We start from the raw sequence: 26,941 nt of genomic DNA, 5'->3' as shown, positions 1-26,941 counted from the left end.
CAGTAATGCTGAAAGTCAGACACACTTTTTGCTACTTAACCCCACTTTTCTGCCCAAAAAATGGGCGGAACTGTCATAAACCTAGACACTTTCTTTTGTGTGGCCAGTGCACCCGACCGGACTAGGCTGTGATGCCTGGCCCGACGGCACCTAAGCCGGTGGAGGCGCGTCCTCCGCCGGAGCCGGAGCTGGCGGCGGTGGCGGCGGTGGCGGCGGTGGCGGAGCCTCTTCAGCCGGTGGTTCAGGTGCGGGAGGCGGCGGAGGCGGCACTTCCTCGACCGGCGCTTCGGGCTCCGGTGCTGCGGGCTCTGGAGCCGGTGCTGGGGCCTCCTCAACCGGAGCCTCTTCAACCGGGGTTTCTTCCTCTTCTGGCTCAGGTGGCGGCGGAGGAGTCTCGCCCGGCGCGAGACAGAACCCAGGCTTGTGCTCCGGATCAAGTGTCGATGCCAGGTTGCAGGCCCATTCCTTGCTCAGCATCCAACGGCCATCCCGGTGGATAAAGTCCACCTGCTCCACGAGCATCGGATCTTCCTCCGGACGGAGGATATTGACACCGGCTACGGCCTGCTTAGTAGTAAATCCAGGCGTGACCGGGTCAATGACATCAAAGCTGATTTCCTGCTCATTGGCACTGTGGGTGACAATGTCGAAGAAATCGCCGGCAGTATCGCCGTCCTCGATGGTCAGCGCCTTTTCCTCGATAGGTAGATCGGGGTTGATGAGGCGTGCGAGGACGTCGTTAAGCTCTGCGCGCGTCGGCAGCATGATGACGGGTTCCGCCGAGCTGGATGTCTTCGATTCAGTCGTCGGCGCTGCAGTATTGCCACCACCGCAGGCAGCGAGCCCAAGTGCGCTGACCGAGACCATCGCCGCTACTGTCACACCACGCGCTGTGCGCCAACGCATTCCGCTAACGCGCTGGTTGCAGGGGACTTTCATATGTGCACTACTCCAATAAAATCTGCATGAAGATTCGCTGGCTTCACGCCTTCCATAATCCTACACAAGGCCAAAACATCGCCTAGGTACGATGGTGGACATGTCGACTCAGGATCATTCCCCGGCTAGCTCGGCCTCGTCTATCCCGGCCTCCCCTCGCCGAATCGTTGTCATCACCACCGGCGGCACCATCGCCTGCACCACGGATCGCAGCGGTGCGCTAACCCCGACCATCTCGGGCGCGGAGCTCGTTGCGGCGGTCGCGCAGCGTTATCCAGAGGGCATGTTAGAGCTGGAGGTTCGTGAGCTCGGCATGCTGGACTCGTCGAATCTCGCGTTCACCGATGTTGACCGTATTCTCGCCGCTATTCACGAAGTGCTTGACGACGACTCCGTGGACGGTGTCGTCGTAACTCATGGCACGGACACGATGGAAGAAACGGCCATGGCTGCCGATATTTTCCATGCTGACTCGCGTCCGGTTGTCTTTACTGGTGCACAGCTTCCCTATGATCATCCCGAAACCGACGGACCGGGGAACCTCTTTGAGGCCGTGACCATTGCTTCCGATGCCTCTGCGCAGGGAATTGGCGTTCTTATTGTCTTTGGCCACGCAGTCTTGCCGGTGCGAGGTGCGACAAAGTGGCACACGACCGATCCTTTGGCTTTTGCCACTAACGCCCCGGAGGAGCCGGTTCGTCCAGATCCGCTGCCGCTGGCCGCCTTGGCGGGCTCGAAGGTAGAGATTATCCCCGCCTACTTAGGTGCAGATGGATCACAGCTGGATTCGGCCGTCGCCGCCGGTGCACACGGCATTGTCGTAGAAGGCCTGGGGTCAGGCAATGTCTCCGATGAGTTTGCCGCCGCCATTGACCGGGCCATTGCCGCTGATGTGACCGTCGTGATGGCAACGCGCGTCCCGCGTGGTGATGTCCACGCCGCCTACGGTGGTGCCGGTGGCGGTGCGACGCTGGCTCGGCACGGTGTGATTAGCGCTGGTTGCGTGCATGCACCGCAGGCGCGCATCATTCTCGCTGCCGCGCTGGCTGCGAATGTGCACCCGCAGACGCTGTTCTAATTCACGCCTCGATGATGCGGATGATTTTCGCCGGATTTCCAGCCACGACTACGCCCGCGGGAACGTCCTTAGTCACCACCGCACCCGCGGCGACCACGGAATCGTCGCCGACATAAACACCGCCCAGGATGATGGCTCCACCACCGATCCAAGCATTGCGCCCGATGATGATTTCATCACCGGACTCTAGATAAGCGGCGCGGGCCTCAGCTCCCAGTGGGTGTACTGGTGGAAGCAGCTGCACATTGGGCCCGAGCTGCGCGTAGTCGCAGATTGTCACCTTCACCACGTCAAGTGCGGTGAGCCCAAAGTTGATGAAAACGTTGTCGCCGATGTGGATGTTATCGCCGTAGTCCAGGTAGATCGGCGGGCGGACGGTGCTGTCCTCTCCGAAAGACCCCAGTGCCGGTGCCAGCACTTGCTGTGCTGCCTGCTGGTCTTCGCGAAATGCGACCTCAAATTCCGCGGCCACCTGGCCAATTCGCGCGTTCAGAGCCTGCGATTCCGGATGATCGGCGATATACCACTGACCGTTCAGCATGCGCTGGCGGTTATCCAGACCGTCGTCAGGAAGTGTGGTCGACGGATTCGGATCTCGATCGGTGTTGCGCAACGAGGCGCGGCGAGCTGCCTCGAGCTCTGCAATGCGGGATTCGGTAGTCATAGTGGCCCAGTTTACGGTCAGCGCATAAACAGGGAGCCGCGAACGGCACCGAGGATAACGGCCACGTCAGGCAGCCGCATCAAGCATCCGCATCGGGGCCAACCTCATCTTCACTTTCCCGCTCAGGTTGCGGCAAGTCAAGAGCTGCAGCTTCGTCGGAAGCCAGCCACTCCGGCCAGTCCAAACTGCACACCGCAGAGCACGGGCGCAGCTCCGGGTCGTCTTCCTTCAGCGTGATCATGCGCCCGGGGCCGCTGGTGCGGCTTTCAAAGCGGACAGTCACAATCCCGTGCCCCGCCCCCTGCACCCAACCATGTCCATACTCGCTGTGGTGTACGTCCGAGGTGGGTGCCCACTTGGAATCGGAAAGCCGAACGGTCGGCAACGCGCCGGTTCCAGATAGCTCGAGCAGGCCGGCGGGAGCGTCGGAAAGCGCAGGTGCTGGTACTCGATCTTCGACGGTGATAGCGCGGTCGAGCTCAGGAAACAGGACTTCTTGTATGTGCGAATCCAGCCCGGAGAAACCGACGCCCACCAGTCGCACTGGGCCGACCTCCGCGGGTGTGAACGCGATTCGGTGAGCGACAGCCATGAGGGTGTCGAAGTCCTGTGTGGCGTAGGCGAGCGTCTCAGATCGGGTATGGATGCTCAAGTCGGACAGACGCACCTTGCAAGTGATGGTGCGGGCACCACGGCCATCTTTTTTGAGCCGTCGAAAAGCGGACTCACCTGCGCGATCGATGGCGGCGTGGAGTTGGGCCTGCGACTCCAGATCCTCAGGATAGGTGTACTCCGCCGATACAGACTTGGCGACATCGCGCTCCTTAACCGGCCGATCGTCTGTCCCCTGCGCCAGCTGCCACAGCATCACACCGGTTTTGGATGTCAGCGAAACCTCGACATCGCGCTGGGACATGGCGGCAAAATCACCGATTGTCTCCACGCCCAGCGTGTGCAGTTTTGCAGCGGTGACAGGGCCAATGCCCCAGAGCTTCTCTACCGGCAATGGGTGTAGTAGCTCGTGATTGCGTGCGGGGTCCAGCACGTACACGCCATCGGGTTTCGCCAGGCCTGACGCAATTTTTGCGAACTGCTTGCCCGCGCCCGCGCCTATCGACGAGGCCAAGCCGGTCTCCCGCCGAATATCTGCCCGCAGTTGCTCCGCCCAGGCAATGACCTGCTCCTTCGAGGCTCCCTGAAGCTCTTCGGGTTCCATGAAAGCCTCGTCGACACTGAGCTGCTCGACCACGGGCACGCGCTCGCGGATTACAGAGAACACGCGGCGCGACACCGGCCCGTAAATGCCCTTGCGCGCGCTGACCGTCACTGCGTTCGGTGGCATGAGCCGACGTGCGCGGGCCATCGGCATAGCCGAGTGCGCGCCGTACGCGCGGGCCTCATAGGAGGCACCGGCGACCACACCTCGACCACCCAGTCCGCCGACGAGAACTGGCCGCCCGCGCAGAGTCGGGCGGGTGAGCTGCTCGACGGACGCGAAGAACGCGTCCATGTCGATGTGCAGGACCCACCGCCCGGAAGTCGGCATTGAGATTACTCTCCCCTACTGCTTGGCAATATCCGCCGAGCAGCCGTCCGCCACGTCGTAGCTCAGTGGCTCTCCGCCAGCGACGACTTCGAAGGCGGTTGCGAGAACCTCGCGGGCGATGAGGTCAGCGTGGCGGTTGGCCCATTCCTCACGCTCGGACGGGACCTGCAGCTTCACCGAGATACGGTCGGTGACCTCGAGGCCAGCGTTCTTGCGGGCATCCTGCAGACCACGGATACGGTCAGCGGCCCAGCCACGGGACTCCAGGTCCTCGTCGAGCTCGGTGTCGAGCACAACCAGACCATTGACACCGTCGACCTCAGCGGTGGAATCCGGCGAGATCGCGACCAGGTTGCGGGTGTACTCGCCCTCCTGCAGCGGAATGCCATCGGCGACAACCGCGCCGTCGACAACCTCGTAGTTGCCAGACTTCACAGCCTTGATGACCTTCTGGACATCCTTACCCAGGCGCGGACCGGCCACACGAGCGTTGACGGAGACCTCGAAACGTCCCACCGAGTCCACGTCGGAGGTGAATTCCACCTTGTCGACGTTGACCTCGGAGGAAACGATGTCGGTGTAATCACGCAGACGTTCGGCATCCGGGAATGCCAGGGTTAGCTTCTTCAGCGGCAGGCGGTTACGCAGCTGGTTGGCCTTGCGGATGCGCGATGTTGCCGAGCAGACATTGCGGACAATGTCCATGGACTCAACGAGTTCGTCATCGGTCGGCAGCTTGTCGACGTCCGGCCAATCCTCCAGGTGCACCGAGCGGCCGCCAGTGAGCGAGCGCCAGATGACCTCGGTGGCCATCGGCAACAGCGGAGCAGCCACGCGGGTGAGAACCTCCAGCACCGTGTACAGGGTGTTGAATGCCTCTGGGTGCTTGACATCACCGGCCCAGAAGCGGTCTCGGGAGCGGCGCACGTACCAGTTGGTCAGTGCGTCACAGAACTGACGGACCTCATCGGTGGCAGCAGCAATGTCAGTGTTGTCCAGGCACTCAGTGACAGCACGGACAGTTGCTGCAAGCTTGGCCAGGATGTACTTGTCCAGGATGTTGTCGGAGTCCACCGACCACTCGGCCGGCTTGGAGGCGTAGAGCTGCAGGAACGAGTATGCGTTCCACATTGGCAGCAGCGCCTGGCGCACGCCCTCGCGAATACCCTGCTCGGTGACAATCAGATTGCCACCGCGCAGAATCGGGCTGGACATGAGGAACCAGCGCATGGCGTCGGAGCCGTCGCGGTCGAAGACCTCGTTGACATCCGGGTAGTTGCGCTTGGACTTACTCATCTTGTTGCCGTCATCACCCAGCACGATGCCGTGGGCGACGACCTTCTTGAACGCCGGGCGGTCAAACAGTGCAACCGACAGGACGTGAAGCAGGTAGAACCAGCCGCGGGACTGGCCGATGTACTCCACAATGAAGTCGGCCGGTGCGTGGGACTCGAACCACTCCTTGTTCTCGAACGGGTAGTGGAACTGCGCAAACGGCATGGAACCGGAGTCGAACCAGACATCCAGGACGTCCGGGACGCGGCGCATCATGGACTTGCCGGTCGGGTCGTCCGGGTTCGGGCGCACCAGCTCGTCAATCTCCGGGCGGTGCAGTGTGGTCGGGCGAACGCCGAAGTCCGCCTCCAGCTCATCGAGGGAACCGTAGACGTCGACACGCGGGTACTCGTCGTTGTCGGAAACCCACACCGGAATAGGCGAACCCCAGTAGCGGGTACGGGAGATATTCCAGTCACGTGCACCCTCGAGCCACTTGCCGAACTGACCGTCGCGGACGTGCTCCGGCATCCACTCAATCTCGTTGTGGTTGAGCTCCACCATGCGCTCGCGGATCTTGGTAACGGACACGAACCAGCTTGGCAGTGCCATGTAGATCAGCGGCTCGCCCGAACGCCAGGAGTGCGGGTAGGAGTGCTCGATGGTGCGGTGCTGGACGACGCGGCCAGCGGCCTTCAGGTCACGGATGATGTCCTTGTTAGCGTCGAAGACCAACTTGCCCTGGTACTCCGGCACCTGGGAAGTGAACTTACCGTCCATGTCCACCGGAATGATGACATCGATGCCATATTCATTACAGGTGTTCATATCGTCTTCACCGAATGCCGGTGCCTGGTGGACCACACCAGTACCGTCCTCGGTGGTGACATAGTCGGCCACCATAATCTGGAAGGCGTTCGGGTGATCTGCGAAGTACTCGAAGATCGGCTGGTAGGTCAGACCTTCCAGGTCAGCACCAGCGAACGTAGCCACGACCTTGTGTTCCTCACCCAATTCCTTGGCATAGGCACCAATCAGCGCCTCTGCCAGCAGGAAGGTCTTACCTGCAAACTCCGGCACGGAGGAATCCCCTCCGACCTTAACTACGGCATAGGTGACCTTCGGGTTCACGGCCAGGCCAAGGTTGGACGGCAGCGTCCACGGCGTGGTGGTCCAAGCGATAGCTGCAGTGTCAGCGAGCACCGGATTGTCCGCCAGCGTCTTCTCCGCTGCAGAGCCAGCCTTGGCGCCGGTGAACGGGAAGGTCACGGTCAGGGTCGGGTCCTGCCGCATCTTGTAGGAGTCATCCAGGCGAGTCTCCTGGTTGGACAGCGGGGTGTGCTCTGCCCAGGAGTACGGCAGCACGCGGAACCCCTGATAAACCAGGCCCTTGTTATAGAGCTCCTTGAAGGCCCAAATCACGGACTCCATGTAACTCATGTCCATGGTCTTGTATCCGCCGTCAAAATCAACCCAACGAGCTTGACGAGTGACATATTCCTTCCACTCGCCCGCATACCGCAGCACCGACTCGGCGCAGTACTTGTTGAAGTTAGCCAGACCCATTTCCTCGATCTGACCCTTGTCCTTAATACCGAGCTGCTTCTCTGCCTCCAGCTCAGCCGGCAGACCATGGCAGTCCCAGCCAAAGACACGGCCAACCTGGTAGCCACGCATGGTCTTGTAACGCGGAACGATGTCCTTAACGTAACCGGTCAGCAGGTGACCGTAGTGCGGTAGACCGTTGGCGAACGGAGGGCCGTCATAAAAGACGTATTCGTCAGCACCATCACGCTGATCGATAGAGGCCTGGAAAGTGCTGTCCTTACCCCAGTAGTCCAGGACCTTTTCTTCCAGTTCCGGGAACTTCGGGCTCGAGGTGTACTTACCAAAGTCAGCAGTGCGCGGATATGCGCCACCTGCCGGAGTGGCCTCAGCAGAGGCATTTACATCGTTCGAATTAGACACCGTTTTTACGTCGCTTCCGTGGTCGAACATCATTAATACTCACCACGGGGACGCGTGCCTAGCCCCTTCGGCGTTGTTACTGGTGACGCTGAAAAGGAGTCTCGCGCGGTACCACCCCGCTTGGCATCACGCTTTACGACGGTTCTTGCGACCAAGAACCATGCGGTTTCACGCGATAGCCCGCTTATTTGATAAGGCTTTGTAACGGTGCCAAACCGTTCGGTTCTACTGGGCCCATTTTCTGCTGAACCGTTCTTCCGAAACGCTCCCCGGTGATGGCCGGCTCATTGCGCGTATGGGTGTCAGTATAGCAGTGTCTCAGGCAACTACTACAACCCTGACCGGAACAAAGAATGCGCTTGGTTCGCAGGGAACGATAACAGAAAACCACCGCACTCTGCCTCCCCTCCCTGGGGAGCCGAGCGTGGTGGTTTTCTACGTGCTGGCTACGTAATTAGTTGTTGTAGCCGTCGGCCGGGGCAGCCGACTCGCGAGAGTTCAGGTCGTCCAGCTGGGACTCCAGGAAGGTCTTCAGGCGGGTGCGGTACTCGCGCTCGAAGATGTGCAGCTCCTCGATGCGACCCTCCAGAGCGGTCTGCTGCTCCTTGACGGTGGTCATGATCTCGTGGTGCTTGCGCTCTGCATCGTCCTGCAGCGCGGTTGCCTTCTGCTGCGCTGCGGTGATGGTGGCGTTAGAGCGAGCGTCTGCGTCGCTGATCATCTGCTCGCTGCGCTGGCGAGCGTCAGTGAGGGTCGACTCAGACTCGTTGCGGGCATCAGCCAGCAGCTGCTCACTGCGCTCCTTGGCATCAGCCAAAGTTGCGTCTGCCTCATTGCGAGCGTTGGTGATAGTGCGCTCGGCCTCTTCATTGGCCTCTGCCACGGTGCGGTCAGCGTTCTCACGAGCCTCGGTGACAAGCTTGTTGGCCTCAGCGTAGGCGTCAGTGGTGACGCGATCAGCGGTGTCCTGAGCAGCCTGCAGGATACGAGCAGCGCGGAGGCTAACTTCCTGCGACTCGGTGCCGGTGCTTGCTGCAACTGCCTGCGGCTGCTCCGCAGATGCGGAGGAAGCCTGCTGTGCAGAAGCCTCTGCCTCAGAAGCACGCTTCTCGAGAGCATCCAGACGATCCTGGTAGTGAGCCTCAATCTCCTGCTGCTGAGCGCTCAGGCGCTCGTTGTACTCAGCGCGCAGTTCCTGCTCAATTTCCTTGCGCAGCTTGTCCTCATCGACAGCCGGTGTCGCAGCGGCAGCACCGGAAGCGGCATAGTCTGCGCCGCCACCCTGCTCTAGCTGACCTTCAAGGTCCTCAACGCGCTGGCGCAGCTCAGCGTTTTCATCCTGGAGCTCACCCAGTGCGTCCTCTACGAGGTCGAGGAACTGGTCGACCTCATCCTCGTTGTAACCACGCTTGCCAATCGGAGGCTTGCTGAAAGCCACATTATGCACATCAGCCGGAGTCAACGGCATGGTGAGTTCCCCTAACACTTTGAGCGGACAGTTCTTAAGAAATCTTAAGAGAATTATTTCCAGTAGTACTGTTTACCCGGCCAATCCTACCTGCTCTAGTCACAGTCCTCACCCCATTTATTTTGGGCAGGACTCTATCTCCCACGTTCTAACCAGTGGCAAAGTTCTAGTAAAACGTTAAACCTCGCCCTTACCCTGCACCTTTAGCCACAGAGCTTTACCCCCGACACAACAAAAACCCGTTGGGGATTACATTCCCCAACGGGTTCCTATTATTGCCCCCGATTAACACCCCCGGCAGCAATTCAATGCCCGAGAACATCACATTCGGGACAGTCAAAACAACACAGCTCCACCGAAATCCACATTGTGGACACCAAGCAAACAGTTAGCGATATTTACGCCACTGCGCCGAGAGCTACCTGCAGCACCATTCGCAGAATCATAAGGATGAAGAACAAAACAAGCACAGACATGTCCACCATCACGTTGCCCATCGGCATAGGCGGGATGAGTCGGCGCAACAGCTTCACCGGCGGGTCGGTGATGACAAAGACAATTTCGCCAATCGACGAAAACACCCTGCCTGGTCGCCAGGAGCGAGAAAATGACTGAATCATTTCAATCACAATGCGAGCCAACAGCAGATAGGTGAAAAGCTTCAGCAGGATTAGCAGAACTAGCAGTAGTGAAGACACGAATAAACAGTCTAGCTAATTGATCGAAATACGAAACACTAACAAGTCATGCGAGCCGGCTGACTAGCCGGACATCCGGTCGAACTGCCCCTCGTTGACATCGCAGCCGTGCGGGTACAGGGTAAACACGGAGCCGTCAGCCTTGATCCGGCCGCGCAGACCGAAAACCAGTCCAGCAACGAAGTCGACGTAGCGCTTAGCCTCAGATGGGTCGAGCCCACTCAGATCGAAGGTGACGATGTCACCGTCGCGGAAGTGCGAACCGATGTCCGGAGCCTTGGAGTACTTGTCCTGGAAACCACTTTCCGGCTTGATGAAGACCTGCTCCGGTTCCTTGGTCTCAGCAACGGAGTGCAGGTTGCCGTAGCGGTAGTCCTCCTCGCGGGAGTTCACACTTGCAGTCTCACGTGGAGCCTCTTCGCGCAGCTCGTAGCGGTGGCGCTCCGCACGACGCGAGTCGGCATAGGAGTCATCAAAACGCTCCTCGTCACGGCGGTCAAACTCGTCGTAGTGCTCGTCGTAAGCCGCGTCATCAGTCGGGGTAAGACCGAAGAAATTTGAAACCCCACGGAAGAAATCAGCCATCTTCTGCTACGTCCTTCTTAGTGTGCGAATTTAAGTCTGTGCTACCCACAACCTACCGGCTGGGTCAGCAATATCGCATAGACACGCGCAAATTTGGCGAGCCAAAATTACAACTTTGAAACTTAGCCCCGCTCAGGCAGGATCACGATGCCCGCCTGACGGCCAGTTTTCCCCTCCCGCCGGTAGGAAAAGTACTGCTCATTGTCAATAGTGCAGTTGGGCTCGACGTTGACATGCCGCACACCGAGGCTATAAAGCTGCCTCATCAAGCCGGCGCGCACGTCAACACCGGCAGTCCCCTGCTTCGTTCGCGTCTTCGCTCCGGGCAAGTGCTTATCGACGTCATCGGCCATCGACTCAGGCACCTCGTAATTGTGACCAGAAGCCGCTGCACCGAGAAGCGCATGGATATTCTCGGGCGTGGCACCGAGCTCAATCATCTTTTCGACAGATTTACGAACGATCCCGTTGCGGGCACCGGTCCGCCCCGCGTGTACCGCAGCGGCGACACCCGCATGATCGTCGGAAAGCAAGACCGGAACGCAATCGGCAACGAGCACTACCAGCGCGAGACCCGGCGTGGTCGTGACGATGGCGTCGGTAGCCGAGACAGGCTCAGTTTGTGGTTCGTTGACGACGGTGACCGTGTTGGTGTGAAGCTGCTCCATGTAGACGAAGCGGGCACGGTCGATTCCCAGAGAATCGGCCAAGCGCTGGCGGTTGCGTTCGACTGCGGACGGGTCATCGCCGACATGATCTCCAAGATTGAAGGAATCATATGGTGGCAGCGAAAACCCGCCGCGCCGATTCGTCAGAATTTTTCGGCTGCGGCGGGATTCAGTCATGATTTCTTAGAAGCCCCACTCCGGCAGGTCACTGGAAGCCTGGTAGCCGCCACGACGGTCGTCGCGGTCATCGCGGTGAGCACCACGGTAGTTGCGGTTTTCCTGCGTACGCGGTGTCGGGTTATCGGTGAACAGACCACCGCTGTTCGGGTTGGTGCGCGGGACAAAGCGGTCGCGATCCTCACGCTCGCGCGGCTGTGCGACCGGGCGCTCTTCCTCCACACGCGGGGCCGGAGCGCCGAGGTTGTCACCGCCCGGCAGTGCGCTGCCCTGTCGCGGTGCCTGCTCAGCGGCCGGACGCGCCTCGGCATCCTGTGTAGCCGGACGTGCAGCGGCACCTGCGGCTGGCTTGTCCAGCGGGTTTCCGTTACCCTGCTCAAAACCGGTAGCAATCACAGTGACGCGAACTTCGTCACCGAGGTTGTCGTCGATGATGGTACCGAAGATGATGTTGGCATCCGGGTCAGCCTTTTCCTCCACGATGGACGCGGCGGCATTGACCTCCATCAAGCCCAGGTCGGAGCCACCGGCGACGGAAATAAGCACACCCTGTGCACCATCCATGGTGGACTCCAGCAGCGGGGAGTTAATGGCCTGAGTAGCGGCGTTCATCACACGGTCGTCGCCGCGTGCGGAACCAACGCCCATCAGAGCCGAGCCAGCCTCAGCCATTACCGAGCGGACGTCGGCGAAGTCGACGTTAATCATGCCCGGAATGGTAATCAGGTCAGTAATACCCTGGACACCGTTGTAAAGAATCTCGTCGGCGAAGCGGAACGCGTCCATCATGGACAGATCCTGTTCACCAATCTGCAGCAGACGCTGGTTCGGAATGGTGATAAGGGTGTCACAGACCTCCTTGAGGGTTTCAATGCCCTCGGCGGCCTGGCGTGCACGGCGCTTGCCCTCGAAGTCGAACGGCTTGGTTACGACACCAACAGTCAGGGCACCGGACTTCTTGGCGATGCTCGCGACAACCGGAGCTGCACCGGTACCGGTTCCACCGCCCTCACCTGCGGTAACGAAGACCATGTCGGCGCCCTTGAGGGTCTCTTCAATCTCGTCCTTGTGGTCTTCCGCGGAAGTGCGGCCAACCTCGGGGTTAGCGCCAGCTCCCAGACCACGAGTTGCCTCACGCCCAATGTCGAGCTTGACATCAGCGTCGGAGAACATCAGGGCCTGCGAGTCGGTGTTGACTGCGATAAATTCGACACCCTTCAGCCCCTCCTCGATCATGCGGTTGACAGCATTGACGCCACCGCCGCCGACACCGACGACTTTGATAACGGCGAGGTAGTTATTCGGGGAGGTCATTGCGCGTTTCTCGCCCTTTCCTATAGGTCCTAAATAATTTCATCTAGCCACGTTGCACATGGGCCGCACGACAGCATTGGCACCGCCGGGCAGTACAGCTCTCCATGACACCGCACGGAAGAAGTGCATCATGGCCGAAAAGCTGTTGACCCCATTGTGGTCGAAAACTGCAAATAATTCAGCGACCTTTTAGCGCGTGTCGCTACCTTAAACCTGCACTTGAGGGATAGTGTTTAGCCACAGAAATCACTCCAGACACCACCATTCTCTACTCTCCCTTAGCAGCGGGTAGTCGAGGGTTGGAGACATTCCAAATCTTCTCGCCACGGTTCAGCACAATCTCCGTCGCGCGTGCCTTTTCTGCCGCATTATCCGAGGACCCGAAGTACACCTCGTATCCATCGGTCAGAAATAGCTTGATCTCTGCCTCGGAAGGAGCGCTAATCCGCTCCACACGGTGTGCAACGGGCTCTGGCAACGCCTTGACGACGTTCAAAACCGCCTTGATAACGCGCGGTTCGGGGTCAACTTTGCCGTCTGTTGGCTCATCCACACGAGGTGCATCAACAACCTCGATGACACCCGCCGGCGGGGCTGCCGTGACGAACTCCTGACCATTTGCGGAAAACAGATGCTCTCCGTCAGTGGCACGGACAAACACCACCGGGGTGAATTCCCGTACCGAAATAGTCACGCCCTGCGGCCACGAACGACTGACAGTCACGCTATCGACCCACGGCTGCCCCGCCACGGAGCGCGCTGAGGCATCCGTGTCCAAGCGAATGAGCTTTTGATTCTCGGAGATACCACTGGCCTCGACAATCGCGTCTTTATCCCCGTGGACGACGCCTTCAACATCGATGTTTTTCACAACCAGCCACGGCGAAAACCACACCACCGCTGCAACGATGGCGATAATCGCGACCAGGCCACCGCCGATGAGCCAGCCGCGTCGCGGGGCGCGCGCTGAACGCCGACGCCGCGACGCTGTTGTGCCCCGGTCTGCACCGTCGGTCTGCTGAGATTGCTTTCGGCTGGTTTTCACAGTGCTACGACTCCACCTGTTCGTCGTTGTCTCCGCTGAGCTCGCGCACGATTTCGTCGGCAAGCATCGTCACAGAGCCAGCGCCGATGGTCAGGATGACGTCGTGCGGTTCGGCGATTTCGCGAACGCGAGCCGGGACGCTGGTGAAATGCGGCTCATACGTCACAGGGATGGTCATTTTGTTGGCAATGAGCGCGCCGTCGACGCCCGGCAGTGGCTCCTCGCGGGCGCCGAAGACATCGAGCAATACGGCCTTGTCCGCCAGAGACAGGGCGGCAGCGAACTCGTCGGCAAAGTTGCGAGTACGCGAGTACAAGTGAGGCTGGAACACAGCGATGACCTTGCCACGACCGGCCTCGGTGACCAACTCCCGAGCTGCGCCGAGAACTGCGGAGACCTCGGTCGGGTGATGCGCGTAGTCGTCGTAGATACGAGCGCCAACAAATGGCCCCTCGCCGATACTGCCGTGGTAGTCAAAGCGGCGACGGACACCGGTGAATTCACCGAGACCGCGCGCCATACGCCCCAAATCTGCCCCGACGCAGTCGCCACCGACCATTGCAGCCAGCGCGTTGAGCGCCATGTGACGGCCGGGCTGATGAAGTTCAAACCTCACCGATGTCGAGCCAACAGTGGCCTCCACGCGGGCACCACCACCGACCGGAGTCCAGCCGTGCAAAACGGCACCGACCGGCAGCGTCGGGTGTTGAGCCAAGGCTTCTTCCCCACCATAAGCCAGCACGTTAATGCCGCGCTCCACCGCGCGCTCGCCCAATGCGGCCGCATGCGGATCCTCAGCACAGATGACCAGATGACCGCCATCCTTAATGCGCTCTGCAAAAGCGTCAAAGACGGCGTAGTAGGTCTCGTCGTCACCGAAAAAGTCAAGGTGATCGGGCTCGATGTTGGTAATTACGGCCACTTCCGGCTGGTAGGTCAACAACGAGGCATCCGACTCATCGGCCTCAGCAACAAAGACATCGCCACTGCCCTGGTGAGCATTGACACCGGCCTTGCTCATCAGACCGCCAACGGCAAAAGACGGATCCAAACCAGCTGCCTGCAAAGCGGCGACGGTCATCGATGTAGTCGAGGTTTTGCCGTGAGTACCGGCGATCAGGAGAGCCTTGGAGTCCTGCATCAACAGCGCTAACACATCGGAGCGTTTGAGCACCGGAATGTCCAGCTCATGTGCACCGGCCAGCTCCGGATTCGTCTTCGGGATAGCAGCGAAGGAAATGACCACTGCGTCCGGCAGCTCTCCCTCGCCAGCAAGCTCGAGATTCGCACGGTCATGCCCAATGGCGATGGTGGCTCCCATCGCACGTAGTCCCACCACCGCGCGGGACTCCTTGACATCGGAACCGGTAACACGAATGCCACGCGCCAACAGGATGCGAGCGATACCGGACATACCGGCACCGCCAATGCCAATCATGTGGACACTTGCGGGCAGCTCTCCCGTTACCGGCTGAAAGTCATCGAAATTAACGTTCATGTTTATGCTCGCTTTACTTCTTAGAGTTCACAGCCGCAGACAGCACCCGACGGGCGATGTTCTCCGCAGCGTTACCATGTCCAATGTTGGCCAGGGCGCGGCGCCCGTCGGCAAGCTTTTCTGGGGACGTGACCAGCGGAATCACGATATCCGAAACTGATGCCGCAGTCAGCGACTCGTCGGCGATGAGAATACCGCCACCAGCATCGATGACATCGGTGGCGTTGAGCGCCTGTTCCCCATTTCCGTGTGGCAGCGGAACGTACACCGCAGGCAAGCCGACAGCTGAGACTTCAGCCACCGTCATCGCACCGGAACGGCACAAAATCAGGTCGGCGGCGGAGTACGCCAGATCCATCCGGTCGATGTACGGCACAGCGACATAGGGGGCGTCCTCGCGGATAGCCTCGACCTCGACGTGATTCTTCTTGCCGTAGGCATGCAGTACAGATACACCGGCGTTGGCGAGCTCTGCGGCTGCACCGGTAACAGCTTCGTTGATGGAACGTGCCCCCTGCGAACCACCGGTGACAAAGAGCACCGGACCCTCCTGCGGTAAACCGAAGAACTCGCGGGCTTCGGCACGCTTGGCGTCGCGGTCCAACGCCGCGAGACTGGCACGCACGGGATTGCCAACAACCTCGGCCTTCAGGCCAGAGCCAGTCACGGCAGCCAAACCGACGCCCCCGAGTGCGACACCGAGCTTATTGGCCAGGCCCGCACGGGCGTTGGCCTCGTGAACCAGGAACGGAATCTTCTTCCCCGCACGGCACGCCATGTAGGCCGGTGCCGATACGTAGCCACCAAAGCCGATGACCGCATCAGCGTCAATGCGCTTGAAAACCTTGCGGGTCTCACGCACCGCACGAGCGACGTTGAGAGGCAGCTTGAACAAATCCGCAGTCGGCTTGCGCGGCACCGGCACTGGCGGAATCAGCTCTAGGTCATAGCCTCGCGCCGGTACGAGGGTTGACTCCAACCCCCGATTCGTACCGAGTGCAATGACGCGGGCATCCGGCTGCAGTTTCAAAATCGCATCCGCTACTGCCAGTGCAGGTTCGATATGGCCAGCCGTACCACCGCCGGCCACCACAATGGTCGGAGCAGAGCCATCTTCCTTGAGAAACTGCTCAGACTCCGAAGCGCCTTTCGCCCCAGCGGCTGCGCCCAGATTCTTGTCTGCCATGGTGTTATCGATTCCTCCTCCGCGGTGCTGAACCGCCGTTCCTATTGTTTCGGCCCGGGCGCTGGCGCGAACGCGACTGTCCACCACGACCTTCGCCCCGAATCCTACTGCCCCGGCCTGAGCTTGACGACGACCAGGAGCCCTGTGACCGTCCAGTCCGCGGCGACCTCGCTGTAAAACCCCGCGTCCGTCCGTCGTCACTACGAGGGGAATAATCCACTTCGCGGCCACGAACACTGCCCGAGTTTCCGGAGCTTCCGGACGCTCGGAAGCCACGCTGCGGGGTGGCACCTCGGCCACTGCGGCTGCCTCCACTACGGCCGGCCCGGTTGGGTCGGTCAGCTCGGCCACTGTAGGTTTCCCGCACCTGCGCCCCCTCGCCACGTGGAGTACGCGCTCCACTGGTCACCACGGGCGGACCAAAGCGTTGCGGATCGCGATGGGCACGCACCTTCGGCGCGTGGCGACGCGATTCGTCATACGGGATTGGTTCCGGAATACCCAGGAACCTGTCCAGCCCCGGACGTCCCGAAGTCTGCATTGCAGAGACTGCCTCCGATTCGTGGCGGGCACATGTGGCCAGCAGACCCATCGAGAACAACGTCACCATCGCCGATGTACCACCAGCGGAAATCAGCGGCAGCTGCAGACCAGTCACTGGCAACGCACCAACGACGTAGCCGATGTTGATGAAAGCCTGCACCACGGTTGCAGCAGTAATCGTGCCCGCGAGCAGACGGAGAAACGGATCGTTCTGACGACCGGCGATACGAAGTCCCACCCAGCCGAGCGCTGCGTAGAGCAAAATAACCATCAGCGCGCCGAGAAAACCAGTCTCCTCACCGATAATGGCGAAAATGAAGTCATTCTTCGCCTCCGGTAGGTATCCCCACTTCGCGCTCGACTGACCGAGACCGACACCGGTGAGAGATCCGTCGGCAAGCGAAAGAAAGCCCTGGTAGGACTGGTAGGCATCTCCCTGCACATCGTTGAAGTTACCGAGCAGCGAGTCCAAGTAGACCCTGATTCGCGCCGAACGGAAACCCGCGGTGACGGTAAAAATCACCAGGGCGAAAGCCGCAGCGGCAAGCAGCCCGGTGATGAATACTCGCGGCAGGCCAGCAAACCACGCCAACGCCACCACGACGAACGCCATGGAAGCAACCATGCCGAGGTCACGCTGCAGCATCACCAGTGCCAATACCACGAAGCTGACCGCACCGAACAGCCCGAACAAATCGGTATAGGACACAGCAGTGCGGACCTTTTCAGCCAGCAGCTTCGAACCCCACAGTGCCAGCGCGATCTTCGCGATTTCTGATGGCTGCATGGTGATACCACCAATACTCAGCCACGAACGCGCACCGGTTTCCTCCAGGCCGATGCCGATACCAGGGATAATCACCAAAACCAGCAGCACAAAGGACAAAATCAGCGCTGCTGTCGATAGCGAGCGAATCAATTCCACCCGCATTCGCAGCACGATCCACATGGAGATGAGACCCGCCACCACCATGACCAGCTGACGGATGAACACCGACCACACGCTGCCCGAGTCATTACCCGCGCTGGCCATGGATGCCGACAGCACCATCACCAGTCCGATTGACGTCAGCAGCGCGACGATAATCATCAGTAGGTGGTAGTCGAACAGCGGACGCGACTTCCAGTCGTTAAAACGCTCCACCCACGCCGGCCGCTCTCGAGCACTAGAGCTAGACGACGAGGGCCGCTGTGAACTGGTAGCCTTCGTCCCCTTTTGTGCCGTCGCGGCACTAGCGCTTAAATTACGAGCCTTGCGGGAGTTATCCATCAGTTGACGTCACCTTCTGCGCCCATTGCGCGAACAAGTCGCCACGTTCAGCCATTCCGGAGTACATGTCCAAGCTGGCGGCAGCTGGTGCCAACAGCACCACATCCCCAGGGTTGGCATATTCACTAGCTGCCATACAGGCCTTTGCCATGGCATCAACCTTGTCGGTGTCATCAATGACAACGACCGGCACAGCAGGTGCGATGCGGGAGAGCGCATCGCTGACTAGTTGCCTATCGACGCCCAGAACCACGGCGGCCTGCAGGCGATGAGCATGCTTCGCCACTAGCGGAGAGATTTCCGCGCCCTTGAGCTGACCACCGACGATCCAAACGACACGCTCATGACCGGACAGTGCAGCGTCGGCAGCGTGGGGGTTGGTGGCCTTGGAGTCATCAATCCACACGACATCATTTGCCTTATGGACAATCTGACCGCGGTGTGCGCGAACTTCGAAAGTCTCCAATGCCGCTGCAATTTGCTCCGGTGAGGTACCGATACTGCGCGCCATCGCAGTGGCGGCCACCGCGTCGAGAACACCTGCCCGGCCGGGAGGAGAAATTCCCGCTACCGGTGCGATGACAATGCCCGGACCAGAGTCGTCAGCTGCGGCATCGCCGCCGCCAAAAGCGCGGTCGACAATCATGCCGTCGCGAACTCCGACCTGGTGTGCCTCCGGGGGCCCATCGGTAAAGCCCACGACGGAGTTGCCGAGCTCGTCGTTTTTCAGCATCTTTTCCACGTGCTCGACGACATCTGCGTCATCCGCACCGTAGATTGCGACAGTACCGCGCAGCGCACGGGTCTTGTCCAGACCGTAGTTTTCGTAAGAACCGTGCCAGTCGATGTGGTCTTCCGCCAGGTTCAGCAGTACTCCCGCATCTGGGCGAATGTTTGGAGCCCAGTGCAGCTGGAAGCTGGACAGCTCTGCGGCCAAGACCTCGATACGAGGCTCAGCAGTCAGTGCGTCGTACAGAGCCACACCAATGTTGCCCACAGCTGCGCCCTGCTCCCCGAGCATGGCGGCCAGCATGGAGGTGGTTGTGGTCTTGCCGTTAGTGCCGGTGACTACCAGCCAGGTACGTTTCGGCCCCCACAGCTGGGCACAGTCGCCGGCGAAAGCCAGCGCCACATCGCCGAATACCGGGACACCGGCCTCAGCGGCGGCGTCGAACAGCGGACTGGTCGGACGCCACCCCGGGGAGGTCACGATCGCAACCGCGTCGGCAAGCTCGTCGCGAGCGTCTGCGGTTGTGACGTGCCGAACCGAAAAGTCGGCGGCAACCAGTGCGCCGAGCGCGGAGTCATCCACGACGACAATTTCCGGACAGCCGATGTCCTTGAGCATCGCAATGGCACCGCGACCGGAAACTCCGGCTCCTGCCACCAGAACTCGACCAGAGCGCACCGTAGCGACTAAGTCGAGATCTCGGATATCGGTGAGGTTGGTCGGGTCTGGTGAGTTAATCATTGAAATACGCCTACCTGAGAGAGCCAGTCACTGTAGAAGATGGCTGCGCCAATCATGTTGAAAATGCCTGCGAGTAGCCAGAAGCGAACGACAACAGTTGTCTCCGCCCAACCTCCGTTTTCGAAGTGGTGATGGAGAGGAGCCATGCGGAATACGCGCTTGCCAGTCGTTTGGAAAACCGCGATCTGGATTGCCACGGAAGCAACTTCCATCACGAAGATGAAGCCAATGATAACCATCAGCAGCTCAGTCTTGGTGACAAATGACAGACCCGCTACCAAACCGCCAAGAGCCAGCGAACCGGTATCTCCCATGAAGATCTTTGCCGGCGCTGCATTCCACCACAGGAAGCCCAAACAGGCGCCCAGACCCGCGACGGAAATAACGGCGATATCCAGCGGATCGCGGACGTTGTAGCAACCGCTGCCCAGCGAAGCCTCGCAAGAGTTACGGAACTGCCAGAAGGAAATCAGCGTGTAGGTGGCCAGTAGCAGCGCGGTGGCGCCAGCGGCCAGGCCGTCAAGGCCATCAGTGAGATTGACGGCATTCGTCCATGCGGCAATGACGATGAAGACAAATACCAGGAAGACAATCATGCCGAACCACACAGGCCCCGGTGCCAGATTCAGGAACGGAATATCTCGAATCAGCGACAAGCTCGTCGAACCGGGAGTCAAGCCAGACGCATCCGGGAACTGCAGCAGCAGCACGCCGAAAATCAGTGCTGCCGCCAGCTGCCCAACCAGCTTCGCTGTCTTGTTCAGCCCCAGGTTGCGTCCTTTGTAGAGTTTGATGAAGTCATCGGCAAAACCCAATGCGCCCATCGCCAGAACAAGGAACATCACCAACAGACCGGAGGCGGACGGCCCCACGCCAGTCTGGATATACGTAACGAGGTGTGAGAGGAAATAGCCAGCGACGATTGCGGCGATGATGGCGATGCCGCCCATAGTCGGAGTTCCCCGCTTGCGCAGGTGGCTCTTCGGCCCTTCTTCACGAATCTCCTGGCCAAGACCTTCAGCAGAGAATTTGCGAATAAGCACTGGTGTTAAAAAGACACTCACCAGGAATGCAATCGCACCACTGAGAATAAGTTGAATCACTTACTTTTCCTCTCCGCTTTCACCTTCGGGCGTAGTCCCAACCTTGGCAGCCAGCGAGTCCGCGACCCGCCACATACCGTCCGCATAGGAGGCCTTGACTAACACCACATCGTCCGGACGCACCTCGGCCGCCACCAAATCCGCGGCAGTGGATGTATCCGGCACCCTAGAAGTATTTAACCCCAACTCTTCCGCTTTGTCGGCCAGGGCATGCACATTAGAACTCTCTCCGACTGCAATTAGTCGATCGATGCCGCGGCCCACAAGGTACTCGCCAAGCGACGAGTGCTCATCTTCAGCGGAATCACCAAGCTCACCCATCTGTCCCAGCACGGCCCACGATGAGGCGTCCTGGTGCGTTGGGCTAGCTGCTGTACGTGCCAGAGCGTCAATCCCCGCACGCATCGAATCAGGGTTGGCATTATAGGAGTCGTTAATTACGACGATATTGCCAGTGAGCTGCTGGACATCCATGCGCCGCTCTGACGCTGCCACATGCGCGGCCATCGCCTTTGTGACCTGCTCAGCATCAATACCGGACTCCACTGCCACCGCAATCGCCGCCAGGGCATTGGCCACTTGGTGCGCACCATAGACCTGCAGTTGGATCGGGAATGTACGCCCATCCGGTACATGCAGGTCAAAAGATGCACGAGCAAAATCATCGAGCTGCACATTCGTGGCGCGGTAATCCGCGGTTGCGTGGCGTTCGGAGTTCTCATCGGCAGAGAAGAACACCACCTTCGCCTGGGTACGCGGAGCCATGCCAGTGACGTAGTCATCGTCGGCATTGAGTACGGCCACACCGCCCTGCTCCGCAGCCGGCAGCGCTTCCACGAGCTCGCCCTTAGCCTGCGCGATTGCCTCGCGCGAGCCAAACTCACCAAGGTGCGCCGTGCCAACATTGAGCACCGCACCGATCGTCGGTGGCGCGATGCGCGCCAGGTGGGCCACATGCCCAATTCCGCGTGCGCTCATCTCCGCAACCAGGTACTTCGTCTCCGGAGTGCACTGCAGCACCGTGTACGGATGCCCAATTTCGTTATTAAACGACCCCTTCGGCGCCACCGTCGGACCGTCGGTACGCAGCAGCGTCGCCATCATGTCCTTCGTCGACGTCTTTCCCGCCGAACCCGTGACACCGACAACATGCAGCTGATCCTTCTTCAGCTCGTCGACGACGTAACGCGCCAACTTACCAAGCGCTTCCAGCACCGCCGCCCCGGAACCATCCGGATCGTGTGCAAATGCGTCGGCATTGGAGTCCTGCTTACCAAGGGGCTTGACGACGACCGCAGGTTGCCCAACATCTCGTGCCGCCAGTGCCATCGTCGCTCCAGCGGCCACAGCCTGATCGATGAAGTCGTGGCCGTCGACACGCGCGCCCGGCAGGGCGAGGAAGAGCGAGCCTTCGCGAATTTTTCGGGAATCGAATTCTGCGGGCTGAGTCACTGTGGCGTCATCATCGACGTGGACGAGTTCACCTCCCACGATGTGAGCGATTTCCGCGGCGGTCAGGGCAATCATGATGTCTATAGTCCTTGTTGGTTAGAGTTCCAGGCGCCTAGTAAAGGATGATTTCTTGATTTTATTCGCCTACCGCGAATGGTTCGCGGTAGGCATGTCAGGTGGTGCGCTTCCTCAGCGATTTCAGCAATCTCAATCAGCGGATCCCTCCAGTCGCTGTGTGAGTGCTTCGGCCAGCTGTTCACGGTCATCGAACGGGTGAATTACGCCACCGATATTCTGGCCGGTTTCGTGTCCCTTGCCTGCCACCACGATGCTGTCGCCGCTGTGGGCGAGCTCGACGACACGGCGAATTGCCTGGCCGCGATCGCCGATTTCCTCAACAACCGTGTCAGAACTGGCCTTGCCGCTGGCAACCGCTTCCTTCGCACCGGCGACCACGGCCGCACGGATTTCAGAGGGCACCTCGGAGCGTGGATTGTCATCGGTGATGATGACGACATCGGCACCGTATGCAGCCTCAGCTCCCATAATTGGACGCTTGGCACTATCGCGGTCGCCACCGGCGCCGACGACAACCAGCACGCGACCTTCGGTCTGTGCACGCAAGGTGGCCAACACTTCAGCTACTGCGGCTGGCTTGTGGGCATAGTCCACCACAGCCAGGAAGTCCTGTCCGCGATCGATGCGCTCCATGCGGCCTGGCACACGCACCTGTGCCAGACCGCTCTTGGCCGCGTGATTGGCATGCCCAATCGCATCGAGCACAGCCCATGCGACTGCGGCATTGGCAACGTTGAAAGCACCCGGCAGAGGAACTTCCACCTCAACTGTGTCAGTGTTATTTCGCGTTAGCTCCACATGTTGGACACCGTTGGTGGCGACAGTGGCTGCAGCGGCGTGCCATTCTGCAAAGACCTCGGCAGCTGGCGTCTTGTCGGTTACGCGATGCTGAGTATGGACAGTGGTGACTTGGACATCCGGGTCGCCGGCAGCGATATCTGCCATGCGGACACCCCAGTCGTCGTCGATGCACACGACAGCCTTCGGTGCATGTGTCGGACCTGCGGGATCAAAGAGCTTGGCCTTGGCTTGGAAATACTCTTCCAAGGTCTTGTGGAAGTCCAGATGATCCTGCGAGAGGTTGAGGAAACACCCGACCTCGAAACTGACTCCGTCTACACGCCCCAACGACAGTGCGTGAGAAGAAACCTCCATGACAACGTGCGTCACCCCCTCGGAGAGCATCTGGTGGAACAGGCGCTGGAGGGCCGGAGCTTCTGGGGTAGTCAGGCTCGACGGAACGGCACGGCCATTGATGCGCGTGCCGGTAGTACCAATGATGCCTGTCGAGCATCCAGCTGCCAGGAGCGCGCCCTCCAGCATGTAGGTCGTGGTGGTCTTGCCAGAGGTGCCGGTAACCCCAATGATGGTCAGTGAATCCGAGGGGTGATCGTAGATTTCTGCAGCAACGTGCCCCATGACGGCCCGGACATCGTCGACAACCAGGACTGGTCGAGTCTCCCCTGCTTCCCGCAGGATTTTCAGACCTTCCTCATCAGTCAGGATCGCTGTAGCAGCCGACTGCTGCGCGTAGCGCGCACCATGCGTGCGAGTACCTGGGACGGCAGCAAACATTCCGCCTTCAGGCACTTCGGCAGCGTTGAGTTCGATTGCGGCGATATCCGCTCCTGCCGCCGCGGATTCGGTAATGCCGTCAAGTCGGCCATGCGCGAGGTTACACAATTTCGCAAGGGTGGCGGTCATTGGCTGTTCCCTCTTTCAAGTCAGTCGTTGGTGTACAACAGGTTGGAAAAATTCAAGAGATTCACTTTGCAGAAACCAAAGTAATAAAAGTCTGTGTATTAGTGCTGTCGCGGTAACTTCATTGTGGTGGTGACCTCGTTACGGCTGCAGCAACAACTTGCCCTCGCGGGGTGGCGACGGCGGTACGTTGTAGCGGTTAAGCGCCCAAGCGGCGATGTCCTTAAACAGTGGGGCTGCTGACTGACCGCCGTCACCATGGACACCACGCTGGGGTTCGTCAAGCATAATGCCAATGACAAAACGGGGATCGTCGGCAGGCGCGATGCCTGCAAACGTGATGTGGTACTTGGAATTCGAGTACGCGCCGGTGTCGGGGTCAAACTTCTGCGCCGTACCTGTCTTGCCTGTGAGCGAGTATCCCTCAATACTATTGCCGGCCGCGGTACCCGACTGCTGCCCCGTGGGATCAGACTGCATAACGCCTTCAAACATAGCGCGCACAGTTTGGGCGGTCTCCGGGCTAACCACACGCACTGTTTCCGGGCGCTCTGTTGCCGTCTTCGTGCCGTCCGGGGAAATTGTCGAACGAATCATACGCGGCGGGATGCGCTCGCCATCGTTGGCGATTGCCTGGAAAACTCCTGTCATCTGCAGCAGTGTCATGGCCATACCCTGACCAATGGGCAGGTTCGCAAATGTACCGCCGGACCACTGCGGACGCTGTGGCACAAAGCCGGACGATTCACTGGGCAACTCGATACCCGTGGACTGCCCCAGCCCGAAGAGATGCAGCATCTCAGCGAAGCGGTCCTGACCCAAACGCTCTGCCAGCATTAGGGTGCCGACATTGGAGGACTTGCCGAATACACCGGTCGTCGTGAAAGCTTCCGTGCCGTGCTCCCATGCATCGCGCACGGTGACACCCGCCATATCAATCGTGCCCGGGACCTGCAGAACCTCATCCGGTGTGGTCTTGCCATCTTCGATAGCGGCCGCGGCGGTAATGATCTTTGCTACAGAGCCCGGCTCAAATGGGTTCGATACAGCGGAGTTTCCGATAGTGCGCCCCTCTTCGAGCTCGGCCCCCATATCCTTATTCGGGTTAGCCGTGTCCGCCTGCGCCATTGCTAGCACTTCGCCGGTCTTCGCGTCGAGCACAACTGCCGACGCATCTTTCGCTCCCGAGTTGGCCTTCGCCTGGTTGACCTGCTGCTGGACAAAGTACTGCATGTCTAGGTCCAGGGTCAGCTCGTATGTCGTACCGTCCACAGCCGCGTGAACATCGCGCGTGGATCCCGGGATTGCCACGCCGTTGGAGGCGATATCAATGGTCTTGCCACCGTTAATACCCTGCAAAGTGGCATCACGAGAGGCTTCAAAGCCGAACTGGCCGACGCCATCCATGCCAATCTTGCCGATGACGTTAGCCGCCGTCGCCCCATTCGGGTACTGGCGAATATCCTGACGCTCCGCCACCAGTTCCGGATACTTTTCCACGATGGCGGCGGCCTTGTCCGGATCGACATTACGCACGAGCACCTCGTAGGTGCTGTCCTCATTGCGCAGCTTCTCTAGAATGTCCTTCGAGCTCACCCGGGACGGCGCGCTCATCACCGAGTTCTCCTCGGTTTCGGGTTCCGCTTGACGACGGCGACTGCTTCCCGACTTCTCCGCGTCGATGTCGGCCACGTCGAGTAGCTTCGGCAAATCCTTGGCGATCTGCTCGAGGCGTTCATCGTAGGCAGCGACATCATCCGGGCGCTGCTTATGTGCGTCCCCAATCCACTTGCGCAAAGTGTTCGGGTGCACGGTAATACTGCGTGCCTCCATCGTGAAGGCAAGCTGAGCTCCATTACGGTCGAGAATCGCACCGCGCCGAGCTGCATCAACAACTTCCACCGTGCGCTGATTCTGTGCCGCCGCCGACAGGTCAGGACCTGCGACGAGCTGCACCCAAGCCAAACGGGAGACCAGCACTACAACTGCGATAGCGCCTATAAACTGCAGCCAGTTGCGACGTCGGATGAAGTCCTTATTACTAATGCGCATTTTTTCGCGCGGGGGCACGCTTCGGTTGGTTTTAGCATCGAGCCCCCGGCTGCGCTGACCATCCCGAACGCGACTTTGGCCTCTGCGCTCACGGGATGTAATTCGGTAAGCACGTTCGCCGAAGTCATACCCCCCTCCACGGTTGGGGTAGTCGTCTTCAGATCGAATCATGCGCTAGTGCTTTCTACTAAGTCGATTCTCCCGCGCGCGATAACGTTAGGCGGTATTCCCTGCCATCGCGAGTACTGAATTAATTAGTCTACAGTCGACTGACCAGAAACAGTGGAACCGCCAGAATATCGGACAGTTGGCCAGTTTGGCCCAGTTTGTTTTCTAAGTTCCTACGGTGCTGGAGCTGGCTCGGGTGCCGGAGCTTCCGGTGCTTCCGGCGCCGCGACTGGCGCTTCTGGGGCTGGCGCTGGCGCTTCAGCCTCAGGCGCGGGTGCCGGAGCCGGCGCAGGTGCTGGTGCGGGCTCATGGTTCTGCGGCGCATACGGAGCGGTTGCCGGCAACCCGTTCGGACGTGGGTGCGCTTCCTCAATGGCCGGTGCCTGCATCCCCGGAACATTCTCGGTGTCCTTCGGGTTCGACGACGGCGCATGCGGAACATTCGGCGACTCACTGTTGAGGTCGATAATCTTCTGCTGCTTCTCATCGCCCGGTCGCACTTCCACGACCTTGCCTTCCGGATCAGTCGTCAAAACGGCAGGCTGCTCCGGATTGACCATGCCCTCTTCCACAGCACGCTGCGCGATAGCACCGGTTGACTTCATGTAAGCAACATCCCGCTCGAGCACCTCCAGCTGGTTACGCAGCTCCTTTTCCTTGGTCTGCGCAGCATCCAGCTGCAAGGATGTCGAGGTCGAAATACCCGACAGCCACATCGCCGCCACGATTCCGGCAACGACGAGAATAATCATCACGGCCGCACCGGCAAACTTGTGGTTATCCCTCGAGGACGTCGTAACGCGACGCCCACGCACCGAGATGACCTGCTGAGAACCTGTGCGCCCAAACCGCCTGCGCTGATAAAGATCCTGTTTCGTGCGGGCGCTGCGGCCGCGCTGACGAGTCTTCGTCTTGGCACCGGCGACGGTTGCAGATGCGCCGCGGGAGGTGCGCCGGGTGGGGGCGTGCTCCGTGATTGTCGTTGCCATGCTCG

At 59.9% G+C, this 26,941-nt stretch carries 20 protein-coding genes; 1 reads left to right on the top strand and 19 read right to left on the bottom strand.

The window, feature by feature from the left end; translation table 11 throughout:
• Positions 1–150: 150 nt before the first annotated feature.
• Entirely contained in the window at positions 151–939 is a 789-nt protein-coding gene (locus ADM64_RS10970; protein WP_049192957.1) for a hypothetical protein, read from the bottom strand.
• Positions 940–1,030: 91 nt separating this feature from the next.
• Here ADM64_RS10970 and ADM64_RS01440 point away from each other — a divergent pair, with 91 nt between their 5' ends.
• Positions 1,031–2,017 carry an asparaginase gene (locus tag ADM64_RS01440; RefSeq protein WP_049192956.1) on the top strand — a complete coding sequence of 329 codons (987 nt, stop codon included), beginning with the start codon at positions 1,031–1,033 and terminating at the stop codon, positions 2,015–2,017.
• 1 nt (position 2,018) lies between these two features.
• On the opposite strand, the gene ADM64_RS01435 is transcribed toward ADM64_RS01440, so the two are convergent.
• From ADM64_RS01435 to ADM64_RS01350, 18 genes are all read right to left on the bottom strand, one after another.
• Complete coding sequence (locus tag ADM64_RS01435; protein WP_080985586.1) at positions 2,019–2,681, bottom strand: DapH/DapD/GlmU-related protein; 663 nt, start codon at positions 2,679–2,681, stop codon at positions 2,019–2,021.
• Positions 2,682–2,760: 79 nt separating this feature from the next.
• Entirely contained in the window at positions 2,761–4,227 is a 1,467-nt protein-coding gene (locus tag ADM64_RS01430) for a DNA polymerase IV (RefSeq protein ID WP_049192955.1), read from the bottom strand.
• Positions 4,228–4,242: 15 nt separating this feature from the next.
• Positions 4,243–7,503, bottom strand: coding sequence for an isoleucine--tRNA ligase (ileS, locus tag ADM64_RS01425; protein ID WP_080985585.1), 3,261 nt, complete (start codon positions 7,501–7,503; stop codon positions 4,243–4,245).
• Between the two features lie 421 nt (positions 7,504–7,924).
• Positions 7,925–8,938: a DivIVA domain-containing protein gene (locus ADM64_RS01420; RefSeq protein ID WP_049192954.1), complete on the bottom strand. Its 1,014-nt coding sequence runs from the start codon at positions 8,936–8,938 to the stop codon at positions 7,925–7,927.
• A 398-nt stretch (positions 8,939–9,336) separates the two neighbouring features.
• Positions 9,337–9,636, bottom strand: a complete 300-nt coding sequence (locus ADM64_RS01415) for a YggT family protein (protein ID WP_038625790.1) — start codon at positions 9,634–9,636, stop codon at positions 9,337–9,339.
• A gap of 63 nt (positions 9,637–9,699) precedes the next feature.
• Positions 9,700–10,221, bottom strand: coding sequence for a cell division protein SepF (gene sepF, locus ADM64_RS01410; RefSeq protein ID WP_049192953.1), 522 nt, complete (start codon positions 10,219–10,221; stop codon positions 9,700–9,702).
• 122 nt (positions 10,222–10,343) lie between these two features.
• A complete protein-coding gene (gene pgeF, locus ADM64_RS01405) occupies positions 10,344–11,066 on the bottom strand; it encodes a peptidoglycan editing factor PgeF (protein WP_049192952.1) in 723 nt (240 codons plus the stop codon).
• A 6-nt stretch (positions 11,067–11,072) separates the two neighbouring features.
• Complete coding sequence (ftsZ, locus tag ADM64_RS01400) at positions 11,073–12,380, bottom strand: cell division protein FtsZ (RefSeq protein WP_049192951.1); 1,308 nt, start codon at positions 12,378–12,380, stop codon at positions 11,073–11,075.
• A 268-nt stretch (positions 12,381–12,648) separates the two neighbouring features.
• The gene (locus ADM64_RS01395) at positions 12,649–13,425 is read right to left on the bottom strand and encodes a cell division protein FtsQ/DivIB (protein ID WP_049192950.1); all 777 of its coding nucleotides are present in this window, start codon (positions 13,423–13,425) and stop codon (positions 12,649–12,651) included.
• 4 nt (positions 13,426–13,429) lie between these two features.
• Complete coding sequence (murC, locus tag ADM64_RS01390) at positions 13,430–14,923, bottom strand: UDP-N-acetylmuramate--L-alanine ligase (RefSeq protein ID WP_016422998.1); 1,494 nt, start codon at positions 14,921–14,923, stop codon at positions 13,430–13,432.
• Between the two features lie 13 nt (positions 14,924–14,936).
• Positions 14,937–16,109, bottom strand: a complete 1,173-nt coding sequence (gene murG / locus ADM64_RS01385; protein ID WP_016422999.1) for an undecaprenyldiphospho-muramoylpentapeptide beta-N-acetylglucosaminyltransferase — start codon at positions 16,107–16,109, stop codon at positions 14,937–14,939.
• A 4-nt stretch (positions 16,110–16,113) separates the two neighbouring features.
• Entirely contained in the window at positions 16,114–17,922 is a 1,809-nt protein-coding gene (gene ftsW / locus ADM64_RS01380; protein WP_049190464.1) for a putative lipid II flippase FtsW, read from the bottom strand.
• Positions 17,915–19,393: a UDP-N-acetylmuramoyl-L-alanine--D-glutamate ligase gene (murD, locus tag ADM64_RS01375; RefSeq protein WP_049192949.1), complete on the bottom strand. Its 1,479-nt coding sequence runs from the start codon at positions 19,391–19,393 to the stop codon at positions 17,915–17,917. Before murD ends, ftsW begins: the two co-directional genes overlap by 8 nt.
• Positions 19,390–20,496: a phospho-N-acetylmuramoyl-pentapeptide-transferase gene (gene mraY, locus ADM64_RS01370; RefSeq protein ID WP_016423002.1), complete on the bottom strand. Its 1,107-nt coding sequence runs from the start codon at positions 20,494–20,496 to the stop codon at positions 19,390–19,392. Before mraY ends, murD begins: the two co-directional genes overlap by 4 nt.
• On the bottom strand, positions 20,497–22,023 hold the full coding sequence (locus ADM64_RS01365; RefSeq protein ID WP_049192948.1) for a UDP-N-acetylmuramoyl-tripeptide--D-alanyl-D-alanine ligase: 1,527 nt from the start codon (positions 22,021–22,023) through the stop codon (positions 20,497–20,499). It lies immediately after the preceding gene.
• A 132-nt stretch (positions 22,024–22,155) separates the two neighbouring features.
• Positions 22,156–23,730: a UDP-N-acetylmuramoyl-L-alanyl-D-glutamate--2,6-diaminopimelate ligase gene (locus ADM64_RS01360; RefSeq protein WP_049192947.1), complete on the bottom strand. Its 1,575-nt coding sequence runs from the start codon at positions 23,728–23,730 to the stop codon at positions 22,156–22,158.
• A 138-nt stretch (positions 23,731–23,868) separates the two neighbouring features.
• Positions 23,869–25,779, bottom strand: a complete 1,911-nt coding sequence (locus tag ADM64_RS01355; protein ID WP_049192946.1) for a peptidoglycan D,D-transpeptidase FtsI family protein — start codon at positions 25,777–25,779, stop codon at positions 23,869–23,871.
• Between the two features lie 341 nt (positions 25,780–26,120).
• Positions 26,121–26,936: a hypothetical protein gene (locus ADM64_RS01350; protein ID WP_049190478.1), complete on the bottom strand. Its 816-nt coding sequence runs from the start codon at positions 26,934–26,936 to the stop codon at positions 26,121–26,123.
• Positions 26,937–26,941 lie beyond the last annotated feature (5 nt).

The sequence above is a fragment of the Corynebacterium sp. 401_CJEI genome (assembly GCF_001076435.1).
Taxonomy (GTDB): domain Bacteria; phylum Actinomycetota; class Actinomycetes; order Mycobacteriales; family Mycobacteriaceae; genus Corynebacterium; species Corynebacterium jeikeium_D.
The sequence above is the reverse complement of the archived record's forward strand: the minus strand, read 5'-3'. Positions and strand labels throughout refer to the sequence as shown.

Bases quoted from the DNA above. Each gene is read 5' to 3' on its own strand.
- ADM64_RS01420 (WP_049192954.1), bottom strand. From the start codon at position 8,938: ATGCCGTTGACTCCGGCTGATGTGCATAATGTGGCTTTCAGCAAGCCT.
- murC (WP_016422998.1), bottom strand. From the start codon at position 14,923: ATGAACGTTAATTTCGATGACTTTCAGCCGGTAACGGGAGAGCTGCCC.
- ADM64_RS01440 (WP_049192956.1), top strand. From the start codon at position 1,031: ATGGTGGACATGTCGACTCAGGATCATTCCCCGGCTAGCTCGGCCTCG.
- ADM64_RS10970 (WP_049192957.1), bottom strand. From the start codon at position 939: ATGAAAGTCCCCTGCAACCAGCGCGTTAGCGGAATGCGTTGGCGCACA.
- murD (WP_049192949.1), bottom strand. From the start codon at position 19,393: ATGATTAACTCACCAGACCCGACCAACCTCACCGATATCCGAGATCTC.
- ileS (WP_080985585.1), bottom strand. From the start codon at position 7,503: ATGATGTTCGACCACGGAAGCGACGTAAAAACGGTGTCTAATTCGAAC.
- ftsZ (WP_049192951.1), bottom strand. From the start codon at position 12,380: ATGACCTCCCCGAATAACTACCTCGCCGTTATCAAAGTCGTCGGTGTC.
- pgeF (WP_049192952.1), bottom strand. From the start codon at position 11,066: ATGACTGAATCCCGCCGCAGCCGAAAAATTCTGACGAATCGGCGCGGC.
- sepF (WP_049192953.1), bottom strand. From the start codon at position 10,221: ATGGCTGATTTCTTCCGTGGGGTTTCAAATTTCTTCGGTCTTACCCCG.
- ADM64_RS01355 (WP_049192946.1), bottom strand. From the start codon at position 25,779: ATGCGCATTAGTAATAAGGACTTCATCCGACGTCGCAACTGGCTGCAG.
- ADM64_RS01365 (WP_049192948.1), bottom strand. From the start codon at position 22,023: ATGATTGCCCTGACCGCCGCGGAAATCGCTCACATCGTGGGAGGTGAA.
- ADM64_RS01430 (WP_049192955.1), bottom strand. From the start codon at position 4,227: ATGCCGACTTCCGGGCGGTGGGTCCTGCACATCGACATGGACGCGTTC.
- ADM64_RS01350 (WP_049190478.1), bottom strand. From the start codon at position 26,936: ATGGCAACGACAATCACGGAGCACGCCCCCACCCGGCGCACCTCCCGC.
- ADM64_RS01435 (WP_080985586.1), bottom strand. From the start codon at position 2,681: ATGACTACCGAATCCCGCATTGCAGAGCTCGAGGCAGCTCGCCGCGCC.
- ADM64_RS01360 (WP_049192947.1), bottom strand. From the start codon at position 23,730: ATGACCGCCACCCTTGCGAAATTGTGTAACCTCGCGCATGGCCGACTT.
- murG (WP_016422999.1), bottom strand. From the start codon at position 16,109: ATGGCAGACAAGAATCTGGGCGCAGCCGCTGGGGCGAAAGGCGCTTCG.
- ftsW (WP_049190464.1), bottom strand. From the start codon at position 17,922: ATGGATAACTCCCGCAAGGCTCGTAATTTAAGCGCTAGTGCCGCGACG.